We start from the raw sequence: 20,050 nt of genomic DNA on the forward strand, positions 1-20,050 counted from the left end.
GGTGCCCGCACGCTGTCGGCCCGCAGTGCCTGTCTGACCAGACGCCCAGAGCTAGTAGCCGACTTCAGCAGGAACTGAAATCCACGAGTGTCCGAGTCGGAAGCGGTCGACCCCAATCACGACTGCGCCGGCGGTATCAGGATCGCCCGACGCAAGTCGCGATCCGCTCAGCATACTCATTTGGGACCTCGCTCTGCAAAATCCCAATCAGGCAATGAAGACGGGATTGGCCGGACGCCGCGCGATGACTGCGTCCGGCCATAAGCCAAGTGGGTCGCCAGTTATGCGATCTGCACTTCAATGCGCCGCGGCTGCGCATGCTCGGCTTTTGGAATGCAAAGTTTCAGCACGCCCTGCGCCAGTTCCGCCGACACCTTTTCGGTGTCCAATTCCTTGCTGAGCGTGAACACGCGCCGGAACCTTGCCAGGCCCACTTCGGTGTGATGGGAAGTCAACCCATCAGGAACAGTGAGATCGCTCTCGGCCTCGATGGTCAAGGTGTCTGATTCGACTTGCAGCGTTAACTTGTCACGGCTCACCCCTGGCAGGTCGGCATAGAGCGTGATGCCGTTGGCGTCCTCGACCACGTCCACAGGCGGCGTCAACGCCGCGTCGCTGTAACGCGAACGATCCTGCGAGGCAGTGCCGCTACGAGGAGAGTTGCTGGTGGTAGTGTGAACATCGTTGCGCATGGCGTTTACTCCTTTCTAAGTTGGCAACGTCTGGGGTCACTGGATAGTGATGCGGCGCGGCTGCGCAGAAGCCCGACGCTGGACAGTGATGTGCAGCACGCCGTCACGCAATTTCGCGTCCACTGCCTCTGGATCAGCGTCATCGGGCAACGTCAGCACCCGGCGGAAGCGCCCCTCGAAGCGTTCATTGATGTGCACGGCCACCTTGGCTTGGGCATCTGGCAGCGGACTCTTGCGCTCACCGGCGATAGTCAGCAGACCGCGCTCAAGATTGACCTCGAGCGTGGCCGGATCGACGCCTGCTGCGAAGGCATAGATCTCGATCGTCTTGGACGTGCCGCCGACGTTTAAGGCGGGGAACCCGTTGCGGGCAAAGCCGCGAATGCTGGGCGATAGATCGAAGGCCTGCTGCACATCGCGCTGCAGGCGATCCATCTCCGCGAAAACGTCGCGAGGGAACAGGGATCGGTACATGGCGAAAACCTCCATTCAAAGCGTTGAACAGAGCGCCGGAGGCGTCTCCAGCGCTTCCGACAAGTGACATAGCGATTCAGCGAAAAGATTCAAGAGATAAAAAAAACTATCCCGAGCCTGGGCGCGATTGCTACCCCAAGGATAGACGGCACGATCGGTAACTTCATTGCCACAAGCAGCCGGCGCGCCGCGTAAGTGCACCGGATGGCAATCGAGGCTTCTGGTTTCTGCTGGGTCAATGCGGACCTACGCGGCCGCCTTTGTATCGATACCGCTACACAGCGGTTGCTGAGCCCTCCAGATCTTCCTCGCGCGGTCCGATTGCAGGGTCTTGAGACGGCCCCTTTGTTTTACCAGACCGGAGTCCACTGCGGCGCCGTTGGTCCTCTCGGCTTGAAGCTCCTCGTCAATGGCAGACCACTGACCGCCAGGGTTAAGTTCCACCAAGCGTCAGCGATAAGTCTTGTCGACTGACTGGAATAGCGGGACGGTGAGGGAGCGAAGCGTTTGCATGCACGCAGCTTCATGGCTGCGTCCGCCTGCAAAGCGATCAATCATCGCGATCCGGTGGAACGGCACCCAACCTCGCGCGACCCGAGTCGAAATTGAGCGATACAGAGCTCCTCGCGTATGCGTCCGGCCAAGTCATCTTGAACTGAAGAGAAGCGGCGGCAAGGATCGCGTCCACGTAACTTAGGTGGACGCGATGACAAGCGAGAAGACACAGTCCCGGCGACGCTACAGCGCTGCGGCTAAAGCCCAGGTGATAGCCGAATGCAATGAGCCCGGCGCGTCGGTGGCCAAGGTAGCGATGGCGCACGGCATCAACGCCAACGTCGTGCACCGCTGGCGGCAATTGGCCCGCGAAGGCCAAGTGAGATCCGTCAAGGCTGGCGAGTTCATCGCACTGCCGCTGATGGCGTCACCCGAGGCTGCTGCCTCGTCGGCAGACATCCGCGTCGAACTGCGCCGCGGCCCGATCACGATGACCATCACATGGCCGGCCAGTGCCGCAACGGACTTCGCGATCTGGACACGCGAGTTGCTGCGGTGATCCGTGTGGAGGCGGTGTGGCTGGCCTGCGAGCCGCTGGATATGCGCGCTGGAACCGAGTCGGCGTTGGCCCGCGTGGTCAAGGTCTTCGGCGAGGCCAGGCCCCACCACGCCTACCTGTTTGCCAACCGACGGGCCAACCGCATGAAGGTGCTGGTACACGACGGCATCGGTGTGTGGCTGGCAGCGCGGCGGCTGAACAGCGGCCGCTTCGTCTGGCCCAGGGATGGCAGCACGCTGTCGCTGACCCACTCGCAGCTGAACGCCTTGGTGCTCGGACTGCCGTGGCAGCGTGTCGGCGAGGCCGGCGTGATCAAGGTGGTGTGAGCCCTTCCATTGCGGACTGTGCCGATGGTGGCCGGCTGAGCCTGCTGGCACCATCACCGCCGTGATGAACTGCAGCAGCGCCAACGCCCTTGATGCAGCTCCTGATCCGGCGTTCTCGGGCATGAGCTTCGCCGAGGTGTGCGCCTTGGCTAGCCGACTGCAGACCGAGGTACGGCACGCCCAGGCGCTGAACGCCAAGATGGCCCATGAGATGGCCGTGCTCAAGCGGCTGAAGTTCGCCGCCAGCGCCGAACGCTTCAGTCCCGAGCAGCGCAACCTGCTGGAAGAGGCCATCGACGAGGACCTGCAAGCCCTGGAGCGCGAGGTAGGCATGCTGCAGTCGCCAGCCAAGGCAGCAGGGGAGAAGCGGACCCCGAAGCGGCAGGCGCTGCCGGCCCACCTGCCGCGCTACGACATCCACCACGAACCCGACGACACCACCTGCACCACACCGGGCTGCGGCTGCCAGATGAAGCGCATCGGCCAGGACGTGGCCGAGAAGCTCGACTATGAGCCTGGACGCTTCAGCGTGCAGCGCCATGTGCGCGGCAAGTGGGCCTGTACCCGGTGCCAGACGCTAGTCCAGGCACCAGTGCCGGCCTGCGTGATCGACAAAGGCATGGCCACCGCGGGCCTGATGGCGCACGTGGCAGTGGCCAAGTACATCGACCACCAGCCGCTGTACCGCCAAGAGGCGAGCCTGGGTCGCGCAGGCTTCGCAGTGCCGCGCTCCACCCAGGCCGAATGGATCGGCGCCATCGGCGTGGAACTGGCGCCGTTGGTGCAGGCCATGCGCGAGGACCTGCTCGGGCACCACGTGCTGCACTCCGACGAGACCCCGGTGGCGATGCTCAAGCCAGGTCATGGCAAGACGCACAGAGCCTACTTGTGGAGCTACTGCACCACGGTCTGGGACGAGGTCAACGCCGTGGTCTTCGACTTCGCCGAAAGCCGTGCCGGGCACAACGCACGGCGCTTCCTGGGCATCGCCGAAGACGGCAGCGGCGGCTGGCGAGGTACGCTGATCTGCGACGACTACGCGGGCTACAAGCAGGTGATGAGCGCTGTCGTGACCGAGGCCGGTTGCCTGGCGCACGCACGGCGCAAGTTCCATGAGCTGTGGGCCAACCACAGCAGCATGCTTGCCGAGGGGGTGCTCAAGCTGTTCGCCAACCTCTACGACATCGAACGCGAGGTCAAGGACCTCGGGCCGGGCGAGCGGCTGCGCGTGCGGCAAGCCAGGTCCAGGCCGGCGGCCGACTTGTTGCACGCCTGGTTGATGGCTAATCGTCAGAAAGTGCCAGATGGCAGTGCAACGGCCAAGGCCATCGACTACAGCCTCAAGCGCTGGGCTGCGCTGACGCGCTTCATCGACGACGCCGACCTTGCCGCAGACAACAACCGCATCGAGAACCTGATCCGCCCCATCGCGTTGGGCAGGAAGAACTGGCTGTTCGCCGGTAGCCTGCGCGCGGGCCAGCGCGCCGCCGCCATCATGAGCCTGCTGCACACCGCCAGGCTCAATGGCCATGAGCCATACGCTTACCTCAAGGACGTACTGCAGCGGCTGCCGATCCAGCGAGCATCCGCACTGCGTGATCTGCTGCCGTACCGCTGGACGCCCGCGGCCTGAACTGCGGCATCTCCGGCGTCAAGATGACTTCGCCTGGCGCATACGTCGCAGTAGCCGGCCAGCAAGATCGGGAAGTTGATGCCGCACTACTGAATGGAACCCACGAGCTCAGCCAATAGAGCGGCGCGCCGCAGCCGTTAAGCTTTCGCCCGCGGCTTCATGCGGAAGCTGATGCCCATGCGGTTAATGGCGTTCATCGCGGCGATGGTGAGGGTCAGGTTGACCAAGTCCTTCTCGCCGAACACTGCCAACGCCGCCTCGTAGGCTTCATCGGAAGCGTGTGTTTCGCTGACGCGGGTGACTTCCTCGGACCAGGCGAGGGCCGCTCGCTCTTGCTCCGAGAACAGGTACTCCGCTTCGTGCCACACCGGCACGAGGACTACTTTCTCAACCGACATTCCGCCAGTCATCAGGTCACGGGTATGGATGTCGATGCAGTGGGCACAGCCATTGATCTGCGAGACTCGCAGGAACACCAGATGGATAAGCTGGCTGGGCAAGGACGTGCCAGAGGTGACGAAGTGATGCAGGCCACCGATGGCCTTGGCGCCCTCCGGGGATACTTGGAACCAAACTGCGCGGGTCATGAAACGCTTTCTTCAAGTTGAGACTGGATGCGGCTGCAGGAGCAACCTGGTCCCAAGACGTTTGACGTGATCGCGTTGTGACAGTCGCAGGGGAAAGAAATGTCGCCCCAGGCCTCAGGTTCCTGGTGGCGGCGCGTTTGGCCGGGAGCTCAGGAGACGAGTGGCTTCTCCTTCAACGTTGCCAACTTCACCGGATTCCGCTGGATGCGAACCCGAGAGACCTGGACATTGGTGAACTCAAATGTCTGTACGGAGTCAAGCGCACCATCGATGTAGCGCAGGAGGGACCATTCGCCATTCAGTATGGCCAGCTCAAGTCGCATAGCGTCACCGTGGCGAAGGTGCATCGCGTAGTAAAGCTGAGCGATGCGTTGAGCGCCAAACAAAGGCCTCGCCAAGCTTGGCCTGACGTCGCCAAAGTCGCCCAGCATCTCCGCTTCCTCTGCGAGCAGCCTCTTAATGCCCTCAAGGTGACCGCTCGAAATTGCTTGAACGAGTCGTCGCAACAGTTCCAGCTGAGCCACTGCTGGCATTGGCGGCGCCTTCATGCCCGCTGATTCGCGTGCGTTCTCCAGCCTTCGCTTGGCTCTATGGACAATCTGCCGGGCGGAGGCTTTGCTTCGGCCAATGGCCTCGGCTACTTGCTCGTACTCAGCGTCAAACACCTCACGCAGCAAAAACGCGGCCCGCGCTTCCGGCGACAGGCAGTCCAGAAGTAGCAAGAAGGCGATGGACACATTGTCGGCGGTCTCACACGCTTGCTCAGGCGTGGTCGGCGCCTGTTCCAATAGCGGCTCGGGGAACCACGCGCCCGCGTACGTCGCTCTCCGCAGTTTGGCCGCCCGAAGACGGTCAATCGCCATCCGCGTGGTCACGGTCACGAGCCAAGCTTCAGCATTCAAGACTTGGGCCTGGGACGACTTCGTCTCCTCATGCCAGCGCAACCATGCGTCCTGCACCAAGTCCTCCGCCTCCTGTACGGACGAAAGCATGCGATAGCCAATAGCCATCAACCTGGGACGCACGTTCGAGAACAGTTCGGTAGACGCGGACGACATGGCGAGCAAGTCTAGTACGAAGGTCAAGCTCCTTGGTGGGCGTGGCCATCTCCTCGGCGCGAGCTAGTTTCGGCCATCCGTCTACGACGTAGGGGGTGATGCCATACTTCATCGCTACCCTGCTCCTGTAATCAAGTCCACCTAAGTTGGGTGGACGCGATCCTTTCTGCCGTCAGCCCCGGTTTCAAGATGACTTGGCCGGACGGATACCTCCTCGCGCCGAAGAGAGCGGCGTACCTCTCATCTGCTATGGCCTTCATCAATCTGAACCTTTCCTCCCACTCGGTGGAGTGTTCCGACGGCCAGTGATCGAGCGCCTCGTACAGATCTGCTTCCGCATCGGTCCAGGCCCCGAACAGCTTCTAAAACGTCCCGCCAGACATTCGCATCCTCCAGAATCAAAATCGTGAGGCGAGAATCTAAAAGAGCTAAGTCAGTACGTAATGTAGGAACTCACCGCATGCAACTCTCTCCGCCTCTAAAAAGTCTGCGCCCCCAAGCGGCAGGCCCCTCGTGCTCCTCGAGCGCAGGCCACCCGTCCTCAAGCTACCATCGGGAACCGTAGTGTCGGTAGCCAAGGACGGGGTTCGCACCGGAGCCCTTGCACTACGCGCCGGCCCTCGCCGCGAGCGCTGCTTAGACGCCCGCGCCCACGGCGGCGTCCGGACGAAAACGCTTCGGAACCCAGATCTCAGTGCCGACTGGAACGTCCGCCTTCGAGGCGCTTGGAAGGACGCAAGTCCAGCGAGGCTCGACAAGCGGTGGGGAGAAAAAGGCGCGCTCGATCCTGAGCGTCGCCGTGGCGACTTCACCGTCGGGTAAACGTAGCTCAACCAGAGGCGCCTCCGGGCCCGTGTACTCGTCAATTTTCGGACAAGGAACGACGACCAACCCGCGTCCAGAAATCTGAAAAGAGTCTTCGACAGTCAAAAGTTTTCGCATCGCTGGCAGCTCGATCAGGTATTCGTGACTCCCTTTGCACAAATCTTAGCGAGCCGATTCGTCTGTTGCCCAGGAGCCGATCACGCATCGCGCCACTGGCCAAGCCTCGCCCTCACCCGTGCCCACGGCCGAGGTCCAAACCGCTCTCATCTATGCGCCCGCACTCGCAAGCCGCTCGCTGCACGTGAGCCGGGTGTGGTGCCGTCCAGTTCGTGTGGCCTGGGCTCAGACCTTGTCGACCTGATCACCGAAGACGGATGGGCACGCGAGCGCGCATGAGTCAGATGTAAGCCGTGCGGCTCGATCAGATCCGGTCGTTTGGGCCATCGAGCGTTGCGTTGCTGCCAGCTCCCGCAGTCGACCTTCCGAGCCACCATGGTCTTGCGGCGCTCGATGGGCGACCCGATGTAGATGCAGTCGCCCATTGCAACTTGTGTTTTGGGGGCGAGGCGTCCCAATGCCCTACACCGCCATGTGCAGAGACAATGCCGACGTAGCTGTACGGCACCGCTCGAAGGAGAGGATCTCTGCCGACAGGCCTTCGATCTCAGCGCGATCGCAATACAAGGTCTTTCATACGCTGCAGCTTTGGCGACACGACCGGTACAGTCAGCATCGTGCTTACCACCGCCATGATCAACAGCGCTGTAAAGGTCTCGTTAGTGATGATCCCCTTGTCCAGCAGCACGTTGGCGAAGATGATCATGATGAGGGCTTTGGTCTGCAGCAGCCAGCCGATCAGTGAGGCTTCCCCGGGTCGCCAGCTCAACAACCGCCCTGCCAGGCGAAGCCCGATCAGCTTGCCAGCCACCGAAGCAACCAGCAGCACTGCCGCCACGAGGAAGACCTCCGCGCCGCCTACCTGCCAATTGGTACGCAGGCCGGTGCTGAGAAAGAAAACTGGCATGACGACGAGCAGCACGTTGTGGCGCAGCCAGTCCATCTGCTGCTGGTCAAACCACTCCGCGTCCATCACTGCGCCGGCGATGAATGCACCTACCATGTAATGCAGGCCCGACCAGTCGGCGCCGAGCCCGCAGGCCGCCAACCAGATCAGCCCGAGATACCAGCGATCGCGCTCCGGAACGAAGACCATCAGTCGACGAAAAAGGATCGAAGCGACTGCGAACGCTGCCAAGAAGCCTGCCTGCCTGCCGACCCGCTCCCAATCCATGAGGATCAGTGCCAAGACGCCCCAGATGGCGATATCGTCCAGGCTTGCGTAACGCAGGATCCGCTGGCCGATAGGCTGGCGCAGGATCTGAAGCTTCTCCATCAGCAGGATGAGAATAGGCAGGGCTGTCACCGCGCACGACATGCCGATGCCCAGCACGAACTGCCAAGACGTCCCACGTACCCCCATCCAGCCGGGGTAGGGCAGCAAAGCGAGCGCCGCGACCGCGCCGAAGGCCATCGGTACGCCGAGCGCCAGTCCTGCTGTGACGCCACTTTCGCGACGATGCACCCAAGCCTTGCGCAAGTCGAGCTCAATGCCTGCGATCCAGACGAACATCATGACAGCCCACTGAGCGACGGCGTTCAGCGACTGTACAACCGGTCCGTTGAAGACGAATGTGTAGTAATCGGGAAACGCCGCACCCAGCACGCCCGGCCCCAGCACGATGCCAGTGATGATCTGCACCACCACCAGCGGCGCAAAGTACTCAGTGCGCCCCAGGCGCCAGACGAGGTACGGCACCGAAAAGATGATCAACATCGCGACCAGGAAAATCTCGGAAGTAGTCATTCAAGCGACGTTTGAAAGCGGGCCGGAAGCGCAAACTGCAGAGATCCAGCGGCGCGAGACAGTTTTGCTGACGTGTGTTTGATCGTAAGCAAGCTATTGGGGAGCGCCTAAATGTAGCGGAGCGCGCAGACCGAAGATCGGCCCACTACCTACGGTGGTTCCCTATGCGCGATTTCGGCCGATTCCTAGGTATTAGCGTGGAAAGCGGCGCCGGCACTTCAGCAGACGGGGAGCCCGGAATGAGGCTGTCCCCCGGATGACGGGCTAAAAGCAGATCGGTTGATGATGGCGTACAGCGTCTTCTCCTACAACCGTTCAACGCTGAGAAAGGGACTTTTTAGCTGGCCGGATTCATCATCGGTTGACGGCACGGATGCTCATGAGCGATCGAATTTAGGAGGTGAGTTGTCTGAGAGTTTTCCGGGGGTCTCGGAGTGTTTGGCAAATCCTCATCGGCGTTCGTCGGCTGGGCCTGCGTCTCATGCGGAGCATTCCTGAAGACATGCCGAGGCCTCTCCGAGGCCCCGGCTGAGCCACTCCTGATTCACCCGCCTCCTTTTTTCAGCTCAGCAACGACGATTTCGCTAGGTTCTGGCGCTGGGCGTCGCAACCCTCATATCTCAATGGCTGGCTGTGTTCGCACAGACGGGCAAAGTACCGTCATCTGAAACGCCCCCGAGTTCGCCGCTGCATGAGCTACCGCTTCTGCTACGCGCTCCAGGGGAAAAACAGTCGGTGTGAATTGCGCCAGGTCGAGGAGACCGGCCCGGATCAATGCCACCAATCGCCCCGGAGCCCAGCGCGGATACATCCACTTGCCCCGCACGGTGACGTCGTTGCGCATGAGCCAAGGGTAGGGCAACGAGAACTCGTCCCCGCCCTCCATGCCAACGCCGCCCATCAGAATCACTCGCCCACCCGGGCGCACGGTCATGGCGGCGGCGCGCACCGCCGAGGCCGGCACCGAGGGCGGCATGAGATCGAGCACGCAGTCGATCGGCCCCAGCGCTGCTGCCCGCATCGCGACAAGATCGACTGCTGCATCGCCTGACAGCACGACCGTGCGGACGCGGTCGCCGAAGCGGCGCACGAGCTCGTCGAGCATCGCTCGGTTGCGCCCCGGCGCGACGACGCACCCGGCCCCCAGGGCCAATGCGACGGCAACACCTGCGCTGCCGAAACTGCCGGTTGCCCCGTGAAGCAGCAAAGTCTCGCCTGCTTGTAATTCGGCGGCCAGCAGCCCCCCGAAGGGCACCAACAGTGTGCCCAAGGCACACCACTGCAGCGCCTCTTTCGTCCCGATCTCCCCAAGCGGCGTCACGTTCTCGGTGGGCACGAGGATCTGCTCGGCCCATCCACCATCACCGACCCACGCGCGAAGCCGCTGAGGGCCCGCCCCTGGCGCGATCAATCCCTGCAACATGATGTCCGGTGTCAAGGCATCGTCCCTCGCTCGGATCGTCGGATCGCAGTAGACCCAATCACCAGGTTTGAGCTTCGTGGCATCGTTGCCAGTTGCCCTCACCCGGCCGATAGGGCCCGGGCCGGGCACGGCAGGCAAATCAAACGGGTAAGTACGTTGCCCGCCGAACACCTCGCCTGCGTATGACAGCACCCGGGACGCCGTAACATCCACGATCACCTCGCCGCTGCCCAAGACCGGCGGGGGGACATCGCGGACCACGAGTGGCGCACCGATGCGCTCGAAAACAACTGCTTGCATAGGTCGATCTCCAATGATGAGCCTGCAGTCTCTCCAACTCGTTCCGGGCCATCCAGACATGGCACTATCCTGGGATCGAGCAATCCTCGGACCGATTCCCATGACCTCCCAAGCAGCGCTAGGCGACTTCCTTTATTCGCGCAGAGCCCGAATGCGGCCCGAAGCTGTCGGTCTGCCCAGCGGTCCACGTCGTCGCACACCCGGCTTGCGTCGCGAAGAAGTGGCCGAGCGCGCCGGCATTTCGACGGATTGGTATGTTCGACTCGAGCAAGGTCGCATGGTGAGCCCATCGAGCAGCACCATCGACGCGTTGGCCCACGCACTGCGCCTTGATGCGCAGGAGCATGCCCACCTTCGACAACTTGCCGGCCACGCGCCAGCAAAGACGTTCGTGCGCGAAACGGTGCCGCAGACGATTCGCAAGATCGTCGCCGGCCTGCCCCATCCGGCGTATGTCACCGGCCAGCGCTGGGATCTTCTCGCATGGAACGACGCGACGATCGAGCTGTTCTGCGACTTCAACGCCCTGCCGAAGGTCGAGCGGAACATCCTTGTGTTCGTCTTCGCCGATCCGCGGGCGCGTGCCCTCTTCGGCGACGGCTGGCCGACCGTCGCACGTGCCATGTTGGCGCAGTTTCGTGCCGTGCACGACCTTTGGGCCGGGGATCCGGCCTTTGCCGAGCTGGTCGAGCGGCTGCACGAATCGAGTTCGGAATTCGTCGTTTGGTGGCCAGACCACGACATTCGCGCACCTTTGTCCGGACGCAAGACGTTGCACCACCCGACCAACGGCTTGATGCGCTTCGATCACGCCAGCTTCCAGGCAAACGACAATCCGGCGCTGAAGCTGGTCATCTACACGCCAGCTTGACAGCCGCAGCTTCGGCGTCCGCTTTGCATGCGAAAACAAAGTTTTGTCGACGACTTTTCGGTTACTCGCTACGGGTGACCGCTCGCATGCCGACGCCAGTGTGAACGACACACGGCAAGGCACGGTTCTCAGCCAAATTCTCTCTCAGCAAAGCGTCAGAGCCGGCTTGGAGCAATGTCGCTCGAGCAGGCGAGCTCCACCGGTCTGAGCGAGGATCTGTCGCACGGCCCCCTGCGACCCATCAAACAGGTGAGCGGTCTGATGAAGGGTTCAGCCAGTTTTCCGGCACTTCGGCATCAATGCCACCTGGCTGTTCCAGCAGCAGGTTCGTACCCGGAACTTCATCTACAACATTCCCTCTGCCTACGCAGTTCATAGCTTAGAGCATTGAACGGTTGAATCCACCGTCTTCACCGGTAGGGGCGCGCTTGGGTCACGCCACCATCCACCACCAGGGTGGCACCCATCACGTAGTCTCCTGCACGCGAGGCCAGGAAGATGGCTGCGCCGGCAATGTCGTCCGGCGTGCCGATGCGCCGGGCGGGAATGTGCCCCGACAGTGCCTCCCCATGGTCGCGCGCATTGCGGTTCATCTCGGAAGGAAACGCCCCGGGCGCAATGGCGCTGACTGCGATGTTGTCCTGCGCCAAGCGCATCGCCATGCGCCGCGTCAGGTGAATCAATCCTGCCTTGCTCGCGACGTAAGAGTAGTTTTCCTGCGGGTTGAGCCCGATGCCGTCGGTAGAAGCGATGTGAATGATCTTCCCAACCCGCGCTTTTGCCGCGGCGCGCAGCGGTGCGATGAGCGCCTTCGTCAGGAAGAAAGGCGATTTCAGGTTCAGGTCGACCACTTTGTCCCAGCCGCTCTCCGGAAAAGCATCGAAGTCTTCACCCCATGCTGCGCCGGCGTTGTTGACCAGGATGTCCAACGTCGATTCATGACGGGCATAGGCATCGGCCATGGCCTGGCAGCCCCCCACCGTGGACACGTCGTGCGGCAGCGAAATGCAGTGGCCCGTGCTCGAGAGTTCTCGCGCGGCCAGGTCGCAGGCTTCGGCCTTTCGCGCACTGATGTAGACGCGTGCGCCATGTGCAAGAAACCCCTCAGCGATCATGCGGCCTATGCCTCGTGAGCCGCCAGTAATCAGCGCCGTACGGCCCTGCAGCGAGAAAAGATTCTGGACGCTCATGGCAATGTCGCTACCGCACCGGTGCCTATGGACGTGCTTTGCTCGGCGGGCGCCTCGAGGCGCGATCGCCGCACATAGGCGATTCCGTCGAACAGGCGGCGCGCCGTGCGCGTGAAGTGCACTTCGCGCACCGACCATTTGTCCTCGCCCGCATGCTCGACATTCGCGAAGATTTTAAGCACCCCGCTCGGATGGCCAATGCGAATGCGCGTCGGGCCGGCATGCGTGCCGCGCGCTTCGGCTGGAATTGTTCCCGCGATCTGTGCCGCAACAGAGAGGCAGACCGAGCCGCCGCCGGGGAATGCCTTGTGCATGGCACCACCATTGAGCACCATGCGCGCGACGAAGTCGATCTCTGCTGCCTGCACGACGCGGTTTCCGGCAATGGTCCGGTAATCCTGCGCTTCGCTAATCAAGATCTGGTATGGCGTGAGGATCCCCGACGACGGAAGATTGCAACGTTCGACGACCCAGCGCCTCACCTCCTCGGCCATCTCGTAGATCTCGGAACCGAGCTGCCCCGGCAGTTCCGTGCCACTGATTCCCAAGTCCGCCGCGCGAATGAACACACATGCCGTGCCTACATCGACCACCGACACAGGTATTTCGCGGCCGAGCCTCGATACATGTACCCAATCGCGCGCCTGCCCCGTGGGCAGGAGCTTTCCGGTCGTGGAGCCGCTGGTATCGGAGTAATCCAGTGCCACCTCTGCGCCGGTTCCCGGCACACCATCCACTTCGCTATCGCCCTCCACACGCGGCTCGCCGTCGGCGCATTGCACGGACATCCGAAGGATCTTTCCGGTGTTCGTGTTGTGCACCCGAACGGTGGTGACGGGTTCTTGCACAGGAACCAGCTGCTCCTGCAGCGCATAGACCCCTGTGGCCGATGAAATGTTGCCGCAGACAATCTCGAAACTGACGGTTGGCTGGTCGATGCCGATCTGCACGAAGGTGTAGTCGATGTCTGCATCGGGTCGCGACGGCGGCCCGATGATGGCGCACTTGCTCGTCAAGATGTCGGCGCCGCCGAGCCCATCGATCTGACGCACGTCCGGGCTGCCGAACAAAGCCAGCAGGAATCGAAGGCGCGCATCCTCATCGGCGGGCACATCTTGCTGCGAGAGAAAAACAGCCTTGCTCGTGCCACCGCGCATCAAGGTGACCGGTACGTTGATTTGTTCTTTCATCGGCCCAGTATGCAGTTGCATTCGGCCCGCTGTCCTTTCAGTTTGGCTGGCCATTGTTTAGCCAGTCTGATTGCTTCGAATGCTTTAGCGCCGCTAAAGAATGCCGAGCAGAAATCCAATGACCACGACGGCTTTCGTCTCAATACTTCCTGTCGCTGTGGCCAGTTCCACACGAACAGGAGACACTTTTTGAAGATCATCAAGCGAACGGAATCCCCTTTCCGTGACACCCCCGGCGGCATGGTGCTTGTCGCCACACGCATGGCGAGCCAGCCACCCCAGTTCCCGCCGATCGAATTCGTTCACGACGACCAGAAGGTCGAAGAGGTCGAACTCGGCCCCACGGGCTCCCTCTACAGCTTCACGATCGTCCACCCCGGCAAGGAGAAGCAGCCCTATGGCCTGGCCATGGTCGACTTCGCGCCCGGCGTTCGTGCGTTCGGGCGACTGCTGTTCGGCAACCAGCCGCCCGCCATCGCCAGCCGCCTGCGGGTGGTGCCCTTCACGTTGCCGGACGGCACCCCCGACTATGCCTTCCAGGAGTAATGCGAGATGAAGCAACCACTGATCACCGGGGTCGGTATCACGGACTTCGGGCGCTTTCCTGAATTGACCGAAGAGGCCATGGCCCAGGCAGCAATTCTCGATGCCCTGGCCGATGCCGGCACGCAGCTTTCGGAGGTGCAGGCGTTCTACTGCGGCAACGCGCTCGGAGCCATGCTGCCCGGCCAGCGTACATTGCGCGAGCTGCACGTCAACGGCGGTGCTGTCTACAACGTGGACAACGCTTGCTCCAGCGGCGCCACTGCGTTGAATCTCGCGCTGCAGGCGCTCAAGGTCGGCCAGTACGACACCGTGGTGGTGTTCGGCATGGATCACCTGAGCAGCCTCGGTGGCGGGCCGCTGCCGCTCAGCCAGAAGGACTGGAACAACCGGCGCGGAATGATCATGCCGGCCCTGTACGCCATGCGCGCAAGGCGATACATGCACGATCACGGCCTTACGCTTGAGACGCTGGCGGACATCTCCGTCAAGAATCGAAAGCACGGTGTCCTGAATCCCATCGCCACGTTCGCCAAGCTGGCGAGCCGCGAGGAGATCTTGGCGTCCCGCCCGGTGGCCGAGCCGCTCACTCTGCTCCAGTGCTGCCCCGCGGTGGTCGATGGGGCGGCGGCGCTGGTGCTCAGCACCAAGCCTTCCAAGGGCGTCGCAACGCCCGTCCGAGTGCTGGCGTCGGTGGTGCAGTCTGGCTTGTTCGAAACCTCACCTGTCGACATGACTGAGGCCGAGATCACCGCGCGTGCCGCCAGGCTAGCCTATGAACAAGCCGGCATCGGACCGCAGGATCTCAGTCTGCTGGAGGTGCACGACGCGTTCACCATCTCCGAACTGCTCTACTACGAGGCCCTCGGACTTTGCAGCCGAGGCGATGCGGCGATCCTCCTGCAGAGCGGTGCAACCACGCTTGGCGGACGCGTGCCGGTCAACCCCAGCGGCGGACTGATCGCCAAGGGGCATCCGCCCGGAGCGACAGGTGTCGCACAGGTCGTCGAAGTCTGCGAGCAACTGCAAGGCCGTGCCGGCGCAAGGCAGGTCCACGCAGCACGCATCGGCCTCACGCAGGTGACAGGCGGAGGCATCTGGGGCGTGGACCACGCCGCCTGCTCCATCAACATTCTTTCGCTTTGATCGCAAGTACCATGAACCTTACAAGCACAAGTGCGCCTGCATCGCTACACGGCCTCGTTGCCGTCGTGACCGGTGGCGCCAAGGGCATCGGCCTCGGCATCGCCCGCGAGCTCGCACAGGCCGGATGCCGCATCGCGCTCTGGGACTTTGATGAGAAAGCGCTGGAGGGAGCAGAGCTTGCCCTTTCGGGCGAGGGCTTCAATGTGCGGACCTTCAAGGTCGACGTCAGCTCGGTGGAGCAGGTGGAGGCGGCCGTGGCCCGGCTTCTCGCGTCTCATGGCCGCATCGACATCTTGGTCAACAACGCAGGCATCGGTGGCGACAAGCTCGTCTCCAAGATGGATCTCGCATTCTGGACCCGCGTGATCGAGGTCAACCTTCATTCGCAGTTCATCTGCTCCAAGGCAGTACTGGCGCAAATGGCAGAGAACCGGTTCGGCCGCATCATCAACATCGGCTCGCGCGCATGGCTGGGCAACCGCGGCCAGGCGGCCTACTCCGCCTCCAAGGGAGCGGTGGTAAGCCTGACACGCTCGCTAGCGCTCGAATATGCGCGCAAGGGCATCACCGTGAACGCCATCGCTCCCGGCATCGTGGAGACGCCGCTGTTCGAAACGCTGACCGAGGAAGTCCGACAGAGCCTTCACAAGACCGTACCGATGGAACGCATTGGCCAGCCCGAGGACATCGGCCGCGCCGTCCGGTTCTTCGCGGAACCCGGCTCGAGCTACGTCACCGGCCAGCTCCTGTACGTCTGCGGCGGGCGCAGCCTCGGCAGTCCCTCCGTATAGCACGTCGACATCACGACATGAGCAATCCGACAAAACGGAAGGTCGCATGCTTGCCAATGCATTGAGCGGTTTGAAAGTGATCGACTTCACGCAGGTGATGGCTGGTCCGACCTGCACGCTGTGCATGGCGGACCTGGGCGCCGACGTCGTAAAGATCGAGGCGCCCGTCGGCGATCTTTCGCGAGCCCTTTCGCCCTGGGTCCACGGCGAGGGAGTTGCCTTCCTGGCGCTCAATCGCAACAAGCGCAGTGTGGTGCTCGATCTCAAACACCCAACGCACTTGCAGGCGGCGCAGGCGCTGGTCGCGCAGGCGGATGTGCTGGTGGAGAGCTTTCGCCCGGGCGTCATGGCGCGCTTGGGGCTGGACTATGCTGCGGTGTCGGCGGACAACCCGCGCCTCATCTACTGCTCGGTCTCAGCGTATGGCCAGCACGGCGACAGCAAGGATCTTCCCGGGGTCGACGGTGTGCTTCAGGCCGTGAGCGGCCTGATGAGCGTCACCGGCGCACGCGATGGGGAGCCGTGCAAGGTGCCGGTGCCGGTGGTCGACTTGGTCACAGGGTCGCTGGCGGCCATCGCAGTCCTAGCCGCCCTCGCGGACCGCCAACGCACAGGACACGGGCAGCACGTCGAAGCCAGCATGTTCGCCAGCGCCATCGCGCTTCAGCACGTGAGTCTCGCGTCCTACTTCGCGGACGGCGTTGTGCCCGGACCGCAAGGGCATGCAGCGCCATATTCGACTCCGAATGAGGCCCTGCGCTGCGCTGACGGATGGATCATGGTGGCCGCCTATCACCCCGCACGGTGGCAGGCTTTGTGTTCAGCCATCGGGGCACCGGAACTGGCCTGCGATCCACGGTTCGCTGACAACAAGAGCCGACTCCAGCATCGCGAGACACTGCTGCGCCTGCTCGAAGGGCGCATGCTCGCGCAGCCCCGCGCCTTCTGGCTGGAGAGGTTCGCAGCCGTCGACATCATCTGCGGCCCCATCAACAACTACGCGGAGGTGGCGCAGTCAGCGCCTTTCCTCGAAGCGGCCCTCGCCGAGCAGCTGGAGCACCCGACCGCCGGGCTGATGACGCTGCCTCGCAGCGTCATCAGCGCCGTCGGCGAGCGGCCCCGGGCGAGACGTCCAGCCCCCACCCTGGGCCAGCACACCCGTGAGGTGCTGGCCGAACTCGGCATGCCAGCCGCAACCGTCGATGCGGTGATCCCCCTCAGCCCTTCCCAGAATTGAGCACAGCTATGCCCATCGTGAAGACCGTCCAGAACGGCGTCGCCGTCGTCACCCTGAATCGGCCCGAAGCCATGAACTCCATCGACCCGGAATCAAACGAGCAATTGCTCGAGATCTGGGACGAGGTGTCGAACAACGAGGACATCCGCGTGCTGGTCCTCACGGGTGCGGGCGAGCGCGCCTTCTGCACAGGCGCGGACCTCAAGAAGACCATGCCGCCCGCCGACAGCGCAGCACGGCAGGTCTTTCGCTGCGGCACTGGGCATTTCAACTTCGGCACGCTGCAGACAGACAAGCCCGTCATCGCCGCCATCAATGGCTACGCTCTGGGCGGCGGGCTGGAGCTGGCCTTGCTGGCGGACATACGCATCTGCTCTGATAACGCCCAGTTCGGCTTGCCGGAAGTGCGGGTCGGCAGCATCCCAGGCGCCGGCGGCACGCAGCGTCTTATCCGCGCAATCAGCCAGTCGGACGCGATGTGGATGCTGCTCACCGGAGAACGCATCGACGCCGCGGAAGCGCTGCGCATCGGGTTGGTCAGCAAGGTGGTGCCCTTTTCCGAATTGCAGCAATCAGCCATGCAGCTCGCAGGCGCGATGGCAGCCAATGCCCCGCTCGCGATGACCGCTGCAAAGCGCCTCGCGATGAATGGACGCGAGCTGCCGCTGGCAGGCGGGCTGGCCCTGGAGCGCCAGGCCTTCGGGCTGCTCAGGGATAGCGAGGATCGGCTGGAAGGGCGTCGCGCCTTCGCCGAGAAGCGCCACCCCGTTTTTCGCGGCCGTTGAAACTCCTTGCCCGGAAGACGAATGCGCCTCTGGGCAAGCCTTCCATTTGCTCGCACGCGCGATTCGACACTCGAACAACCGATGTGAGCGTTCTTCTGGAGCAGCTCTTGAAGACACCGCGTACCGCCTGGCTCAACAACCTCGCACTTATCGTTGCCGCGTTCGTCGGCGCATCACCGGCCCTCGGGCAGCAAGCCGACCGTCCACCCGCCAGGATCCTGGTTGGCTTCTCGCCCGGCGGCACGCTCGACGTGGTGACGCGCGCGCTTGCAGATCAATTGCATGGCCCGCTTGGTCGCACCGTGGTGGTGGAAAACAAGCCTGGCGCGGGCGGGAAGATCGCGATCGATGCGATGCGGGCCGCCCCTGCCGACGGGAGCGTGGCGATGCTGTGCCCCGACTTCTTCACATCGATCTACCCCTTCGTCTTCAACAAGATCAACTACAACCCGCAGAGAGACATCCTGCCGGTATCGACGGTGGTCGAGTTCCCAATGGCGCTGGCCGTGCCCTCCTCCTCGCCCATCAAGACCTTCGGCGAATATGCCCCATGGGTACGTGCGCATCCGGACAAAGCCAACTTCGGCCACGCCGCATCGGGCGGCCCGACGCATTTCCTGGGACTTCAGATCGCCAGGATCATCGGGACACCGCTGCAGGACATCCCTTTTCCGGGTGCGGCGCCCATGATCGTGAACCTGACTGGCGCCAATGTCGCGGCGGGCACGTCCACGGTCGGAGACTTTGCGCAGCACCACAACGCTGGCAAGCTGCGCGTGCTGGCTGTCACCTCCGCAGAGCGCTCGCCGCTACTGCCGAACGTGCCGACCTTCGGCGAACTCGGCCGCAAGGAACTCACCGCGGTCGGGGTGCTTGCCATATGCTTGGCACCTGGCACGCCGACCGGGGTGGTCTCCGAGTGGAGCGCCGCCGTGCGCACGGCGGCTGCCACCGAACAGTTCTCGAGCAGGGTTCGCAAGCTCGGCTTCATGAACACGGAAAGCTCGCCTGACGAAGCGCGCGCCCGGTTCGCCGAAATGCGCGGGTTCTGGGAACCGATCGTCAAGGCCTCGGGATTCAAAGCCGACTAGGCGATGGCGCGCTGCTCGCGGCGCGCCTAGCGCACCGAGCGGATCCAGTCCCGAAAGAGCCGAACCGGCGCCGTGGCCGCTTTCAACGGGTCGCAGACCAGGTAGTAGCCGAGCTCTGTCTTCGCGACATGGTCCACCGCAACCACGAGGCGCCCGGTGCGCAGGTCGTCTTGCACGTAGGCCCGCTGCGCCATCGCCACGCCCAGGCCGTCCGCTGCAGCCTGATAGCACAACGCGGCATTCGCCAACGCGATGCCCGGCAGACTTGGAGTGTTCAGCAGGCCGGCCGAACCGAGCCACAGCGGCCAGGCTTGAGGGCGCAGCATGGAGTGCAGCAGGTCGGCTCGCAGCAGATCGCTAGGCTCCTGGAACTGTTCCGCCAGGACGGGTGTGCAGACCGGGACGAACTCATCGTCGAAAAGGTGGTCCAGCTCGACATCGGCCCACTCGCCCATCCCGTGCCGAATCGCGCAGTCCGCGCCTTCAAGCCGGACATCATCCGCAAGTGCAATCGTTGCGATCTCCAGCGCGATGTCGGGGTGAAGCGCATGGAAGCCGTGCAGGCGGGGAACCAGCCAGCGAATGGCGATGCTCGGAGGCACCTTGAGACGCAGCCGCTGCTCCCGCTGGCTGTCCGCCAGGTCGCCCAACGCTTCGTGCAGCCGATCGAACGCGTCACAGACGCGGGTGGCGAGTCGTTCGCCCACCGCGGTGAGCTCGATCTCGCGACCGGCCTTCTGGAAAAGTTGCACGCCGAGCCCCGTTTCAAGCTGCTTGATCTGCTGGCTAACGGCTCCTGGCGTGACGTGGAGCAACTGCGCGGCTCGCGACACGCCTTTGGCCCGATACACCGCATCGAACGCCCGCAGGGGGCTCAGGAGTGCGCGAAGGTTCTGCATGACAGGATGAGACTGCCGGCGCACTCAATGTGCGCCGAGGTGGCAGCTGCCTGCCACCGCACTCGCAGGGA

General features: G+C 63.2%; 19 protein-coding genes. 10 read left to right on the forward strand and 9 right to left on the reverse strand.

Annotated features, from left to right (window positions below; all coding sequences use genetic code 11):
• Positions 1-281: 281 nt before the first annotated feature.
• Complete coding sequence (locus tag INQ48_34750; GenBank protein QRF62681.1) at positions 282-692, reverse strand: Hsp20/alpha crystallin family protein; 411 nt, start codon at positions 690-692, stop codon at positions 282-284.
• Between the two features lie 36 nt (positions 693-728).
• Entirely contained in the window at positions 729-1,166 is a 438-nt protein-coding gene (locus INQ48_34755) for an Hsp20/alpha crystallin family protein (protein QRF62682.1), read from the reverse strand.
• A gap of 706 nt (positions 1,167-1,872) precedes the next feature.
• On the opposite strand from INQ48_34755, the gene INQ48_34760 reads away from it, so the two are divergent.
• The 3 genes from INQ48_34760 (at position 1,873) to INQ48_34770 (ending at position 4,179) form a co-directional block, all read left to right on the forward strand.
• Positions 1,873-2,220 (forward strand): transposase, encoded by a 348-nt coding sequence (locus INQ48_34760; GenBank protein ID QRF62683.1) that lies wholly within the window; start codon positions 1,873-1,875, stop codon positions 2,218-2,220.
• Positions 2,163-2,546, forward strand: coding sequence for an IS66 family insertion sequence element accessory protein TnpB (gene tnpB, locus INQ48_34765; GenBank protein QRF62684.1), 384 nt, complete (start codon positions 2,163-2,165; stop codon positions 2,544-2,546). The genes INQ48_34760 and tnpB overlap by 58 nt, the downstream gene beginning before the upstream one ends.
• Positions 2,547-2,667: 121 nt before the next feature.
• Complete coding sequence (locus tag INQ48_34770) at positions 2,668-4,179, forward strand: IS66 family transposase (GenBank protein QRF63077.1); 1,512 nt, start codon at positions 2,668-2,670, stop codon at positions 4,177-4,179.
• Between the two features lie 137 nt (positions 4,180-4,316).
• On the opposite strand, the gene INQ48_34775 is transcribed toward INQ48_34770, so the two are convergent.
• The 4 genes from INQ48_34775 to INQ48_34790 form a co-directional block, all read right to left on the reverse strand.
• A complete protein-coding gene (locus tag INQ48_34775) occupies positions 4,317-4,766 on the reverse strand; it encodes a carboxymuconolactone decarboxylase family protein (protein ID QRF62685.1) in 450 nt (149 codons plus the stop codon).
• Positions 4,767-4,915: 149 nt separating this feature from the next.
• Positions 4,916-5,824 carry a sigma-70 family RNA polymerase sigma factor gene (locus tag INQ48_34780; protein QRF63078.1) on the reverse strand — a complete coding sequence of 303 codons (909 nt, stop codon included), beginning with the start codon at positions 5,822-5,824 and terminating at the stop codon, positions 4,916-4,918.
• Positions 5,825-7,313: 1,489 nt separating this feature from the next.
• Positions 7,314-8,513 (reverse strand): cation:proton antiporter, encoded by a 1,200-nt coding sequence (locus tag INQ48_34785; protein QRF62686.1) that lies wholly within the window; start codon positions 8,511-8,513, stop codon positions 7,314-7,316.
• 613 nt (positions 8,514-9,126) lie between these two features.
• Positions 9,127-10,236 carry a zinc-binding alcohol dehydrogenase family protein gene (locus INQ48_34790; GenBank protein QRF62687.1) on the reverse strand — a complete coding sequence of 370 codons (1,110 nt, stop codon included), beginning with the start codon at positions 10,234-10,236 and terminating at the stop codon, positions 9,127-9,129.
• 100 nt (positions 10,237-10,336) lie between these two features.
• On the opposite strand from INQ48_34790, the gene INQ48_34795 reads away from it, so the two are divergent.
• Entirely contained in the window at positions 10,337-11,107 is a 771-nt protein-coding gene (locus INQ48_34795) for a helix-turn-helix domain-containing protein (GenBank protein ID QRF62688.1), read from the forward strand.
• 410 nt (positions 11,108-11,517) lie between these two features.
• On the opposite strand, the gene INQ48_34800 is transcribed toward INQ48_34795, so the two are convergent.
• Entirely contained in the window at positions 11,518-12,297 is a 780-nt protein-coding gene (locus tag INQ48_34800; GenBank protein QRF62689.1) for an SDR family oxidoreductase, read from the reverse strand.
• Positions 12,294-13,487: a 3-methylitaconate isomerase gene (locus INQ48_34805; protein ID QRF62690.1), complete on the reverse strand. Its 1,194-nt coding sequence runs from the start codon at positions 13,485-13,487 to the stop codon at positions 12,294-12,296. Before INQ48_34805 ends, INQ48_34800 begins: the two co-directional genes overlap by 4 nt.
• A 240-nt stretch (positions 13,488-13,727) precedes the next feature.
• Between INQ48_34805 and INQ48_34810 the strand changes: the two genes are divergently transcribed.
• From INQ48_34810 to INQ48_34835, 6 genes are all read left to right on the forward strand, one after another.
• Positions 13,728-14,033, forward strand: a complete 306-nt coding sequence (locus tag INQ48_34810; GenBank protein QRF63079.1) for an OB-fold domain-containing protein — start codon at positions 13,728-13,730, stop codon at positions 14,031-14,033.
• Positions 14,034-14,039: 6 nt separating this feature from the next.
• A complete protein-coding gene (locus tag INQ48_34815) occupies positions 14,040-15,176 on the forward strand; it encodes a thiolase family protein (protein QRF62691.1) in 1,137 nt (378 codons plus the stop codon).
• An 11-nt stretch (positions 15,177-15,187) separates the two neighbouring features.
• On the forward strand, positions 15,188-15,967 hold the full coding sequence (locus INQ48_34820) for an SDR family oxidoreductase (GenBank protein QRF62692.1): 780 nt from the start codon (positions 15,188-15,190) through the stop codon (positions 15,965-15,967).
• 46 nt (positions 15,968-16,013) lie between these two features.
• Complete coding sequence (locus tag INQ48_34825) at positions 16,014-17,204, forward strand: CoA transferase (protein QRF62693.1); 1,191 nt, start codon at positions 16,014-16,016, stop codon at positions 17,202-17,204.
• Positions 17,205-17,212: 8 nt separating this feature from the next.
• The gene (locus INQ48_34830) at positions 17,213-17,989 is read left to right on the forward strand and encodes an enoyl-CoA hydratase/isomerase family protein (GenBank protein ID QRF62694.1); all 777 of its coding nucleotides are present in this window, start codon (positions 17,213-17,215) and stop codon (positions 17,987-17,989) included.
• A gap of 107 nt (positions 17,990-18,096) precedes the next feature.
• A complete protein-coding gene (locus INQ48_34835) occupies positions 18,097-19,080 on the forward strand; it encodes a Bug family tripartite tricarboxylate transporter substrate binding protein (protein ID QRF63080.1) in 984 nt (327 codons plus the stop codon).
• Positions 19,081-19,106: 26 nt separating this feature from the next.
• Here the strand turns inward: INQ48_34835 and INQ48_34840 are convergent, their stop codons facing one another.
• Positions 19,107-19,979, reverse strand: coding sequence for a LysR family transcriptional regulator (locus INQ48_34840; protein ID QRF62695.1), 873 nt, complete (start codon positions 19,977-19,979; stop codon positions 19,107-19,109).
• Positions 19,980-20,050 lie beyond the last annotated feature (71 nt).

The organism is Variovorax paradoxus (assembly GCA_016806145.1).
Taxonomy (GTDB): Bacteria; Pseudomonadota; Gammaproteobacteria; order Burkholderiales; family Burkholderiaceae_C; genus Variovorax.

Bases quoted from the DNA above. Each gene is read 5' to 3' on its own strand.
- INQ48_34750 (QRF62681.1), bottom strand. From the start codon at position 692: ATGCGCAACGATGTTCACACTACCACCAGCAACTCTCCTCGTAGCGGC.
- INQ48_34755 (QRF62682.1), bottom strand. From the start codon at position 1,166: ATGTACCGATCCCTGTTCCCTCGCGACGTTTTCGCGGAGATGGATCGC.
- INQ48_34760 (QRF62683.1), top strand. From the start codon at position 1,873: ATGACAAGCGAGAAGACACAGTCCCGGCGACGCTACAGCGCTGCGGCT.
- tnpB (QRF62684.1), top strand. From the start codon at position 2,163: ATGGCCGGCCAGTGCCGCAACGGACTTCGCGATCTGGACACGCGAGTT.
- INQ48_34770 (QRF63077.1), top strand. From the start codon at position 2,668: ATGAGCTTCGCCGAGGTGTGCGCCTTGGCTAGCCGACTGCAGACCGAG.
- INQ48_34775 (QRF62685.1), bottom strand. From the start codon at position 4,766: ATGACCCGCGCAGTTTGGTTCCAAGTATCCCCGGAGGGCGCCAAGGCC.
- INQ48_34780 (QRF63078.1), bottom strand. From the start codon at position 5,824: ATGTCGTCCGCGTCTACCGAACTGTTCTCGAACGTGCGTCCCAGGTTG.
- INQ48_34785 (QRF62686.1), bottom strand. From the start codon at position 8,513: ATGACTACTTCCGAGATTTTCCTGGTCGCGATGTTGATCATCTTTTCG.
- INQ48_34790 (QRF62687.1), bottom strand. From the start codon at position 10,236: ATGCAAGCAGTTGTTTTCGAGCGCATCGGTGCGCCACTCGTGGTCCGC.
- INQ48_34795 (QRF62688.1), top strand. From the start codon at position 10,337: ATGACCTCCCAAGCAGCGCTAGGCGACTTCCTTTATTCGCGCAGAGCC.
- INQ48_34800 (QRF62689.1), bottom strand. From the start codon at position 12,297: ATGAGCGTCCAGAATCTTTTCTCGCTGCAGGGCCGTACGGCGCTGATT.
- INQ48_34805 (QRF62690.1), bottom strand. From the start codon at position 13,487: ATGAAAGAACAAATCAACGTACCGGTCACCTTGATGCGCGGTGGCACG.
- INQ48_34810 (QRF63079.1), top strand. From the start codon at position 13,728: ATGGTGCTTGTCGCCACACGCATGGCGAGCCAGCCACCCCAGTTCCCG.
- INQ48_34815 (QRF62691.1), top strand. From the start codon at position 14,040: ATGAAGCAACCACTGATCACCGGGGTCGGTATCACGGACTTCGGGCGC.
- INQ48_34820 (QRF62692.1), top strand. From the start codon at position 15,188: ATGAACCTTACAAGCACAAGTGCGCCTGCATCGCTACACGGCCTCGTT.
- INQ48_34825 (QRF62693.1), top strand. From the start codon at position 16,014: ATGCTTGCCAATGCATTGAGCGGTTTGAAAGTGATCGACTTCACGCAG.
- INQ48_34830 (QRF62694.1), top strand. From the start codon at position 17,213: ATGCCCATCGTGAAGACCGTCCAGAACGGCGTCGCCGTCGTCACCCTG.
- INQ48_34840 (QRF62695.1), bottom strand. From the start codon at position 19,979: ATGCAGAACCTTCGCGCACTCCTGAGCCCCCTGCGGGCGTTCGATGCG.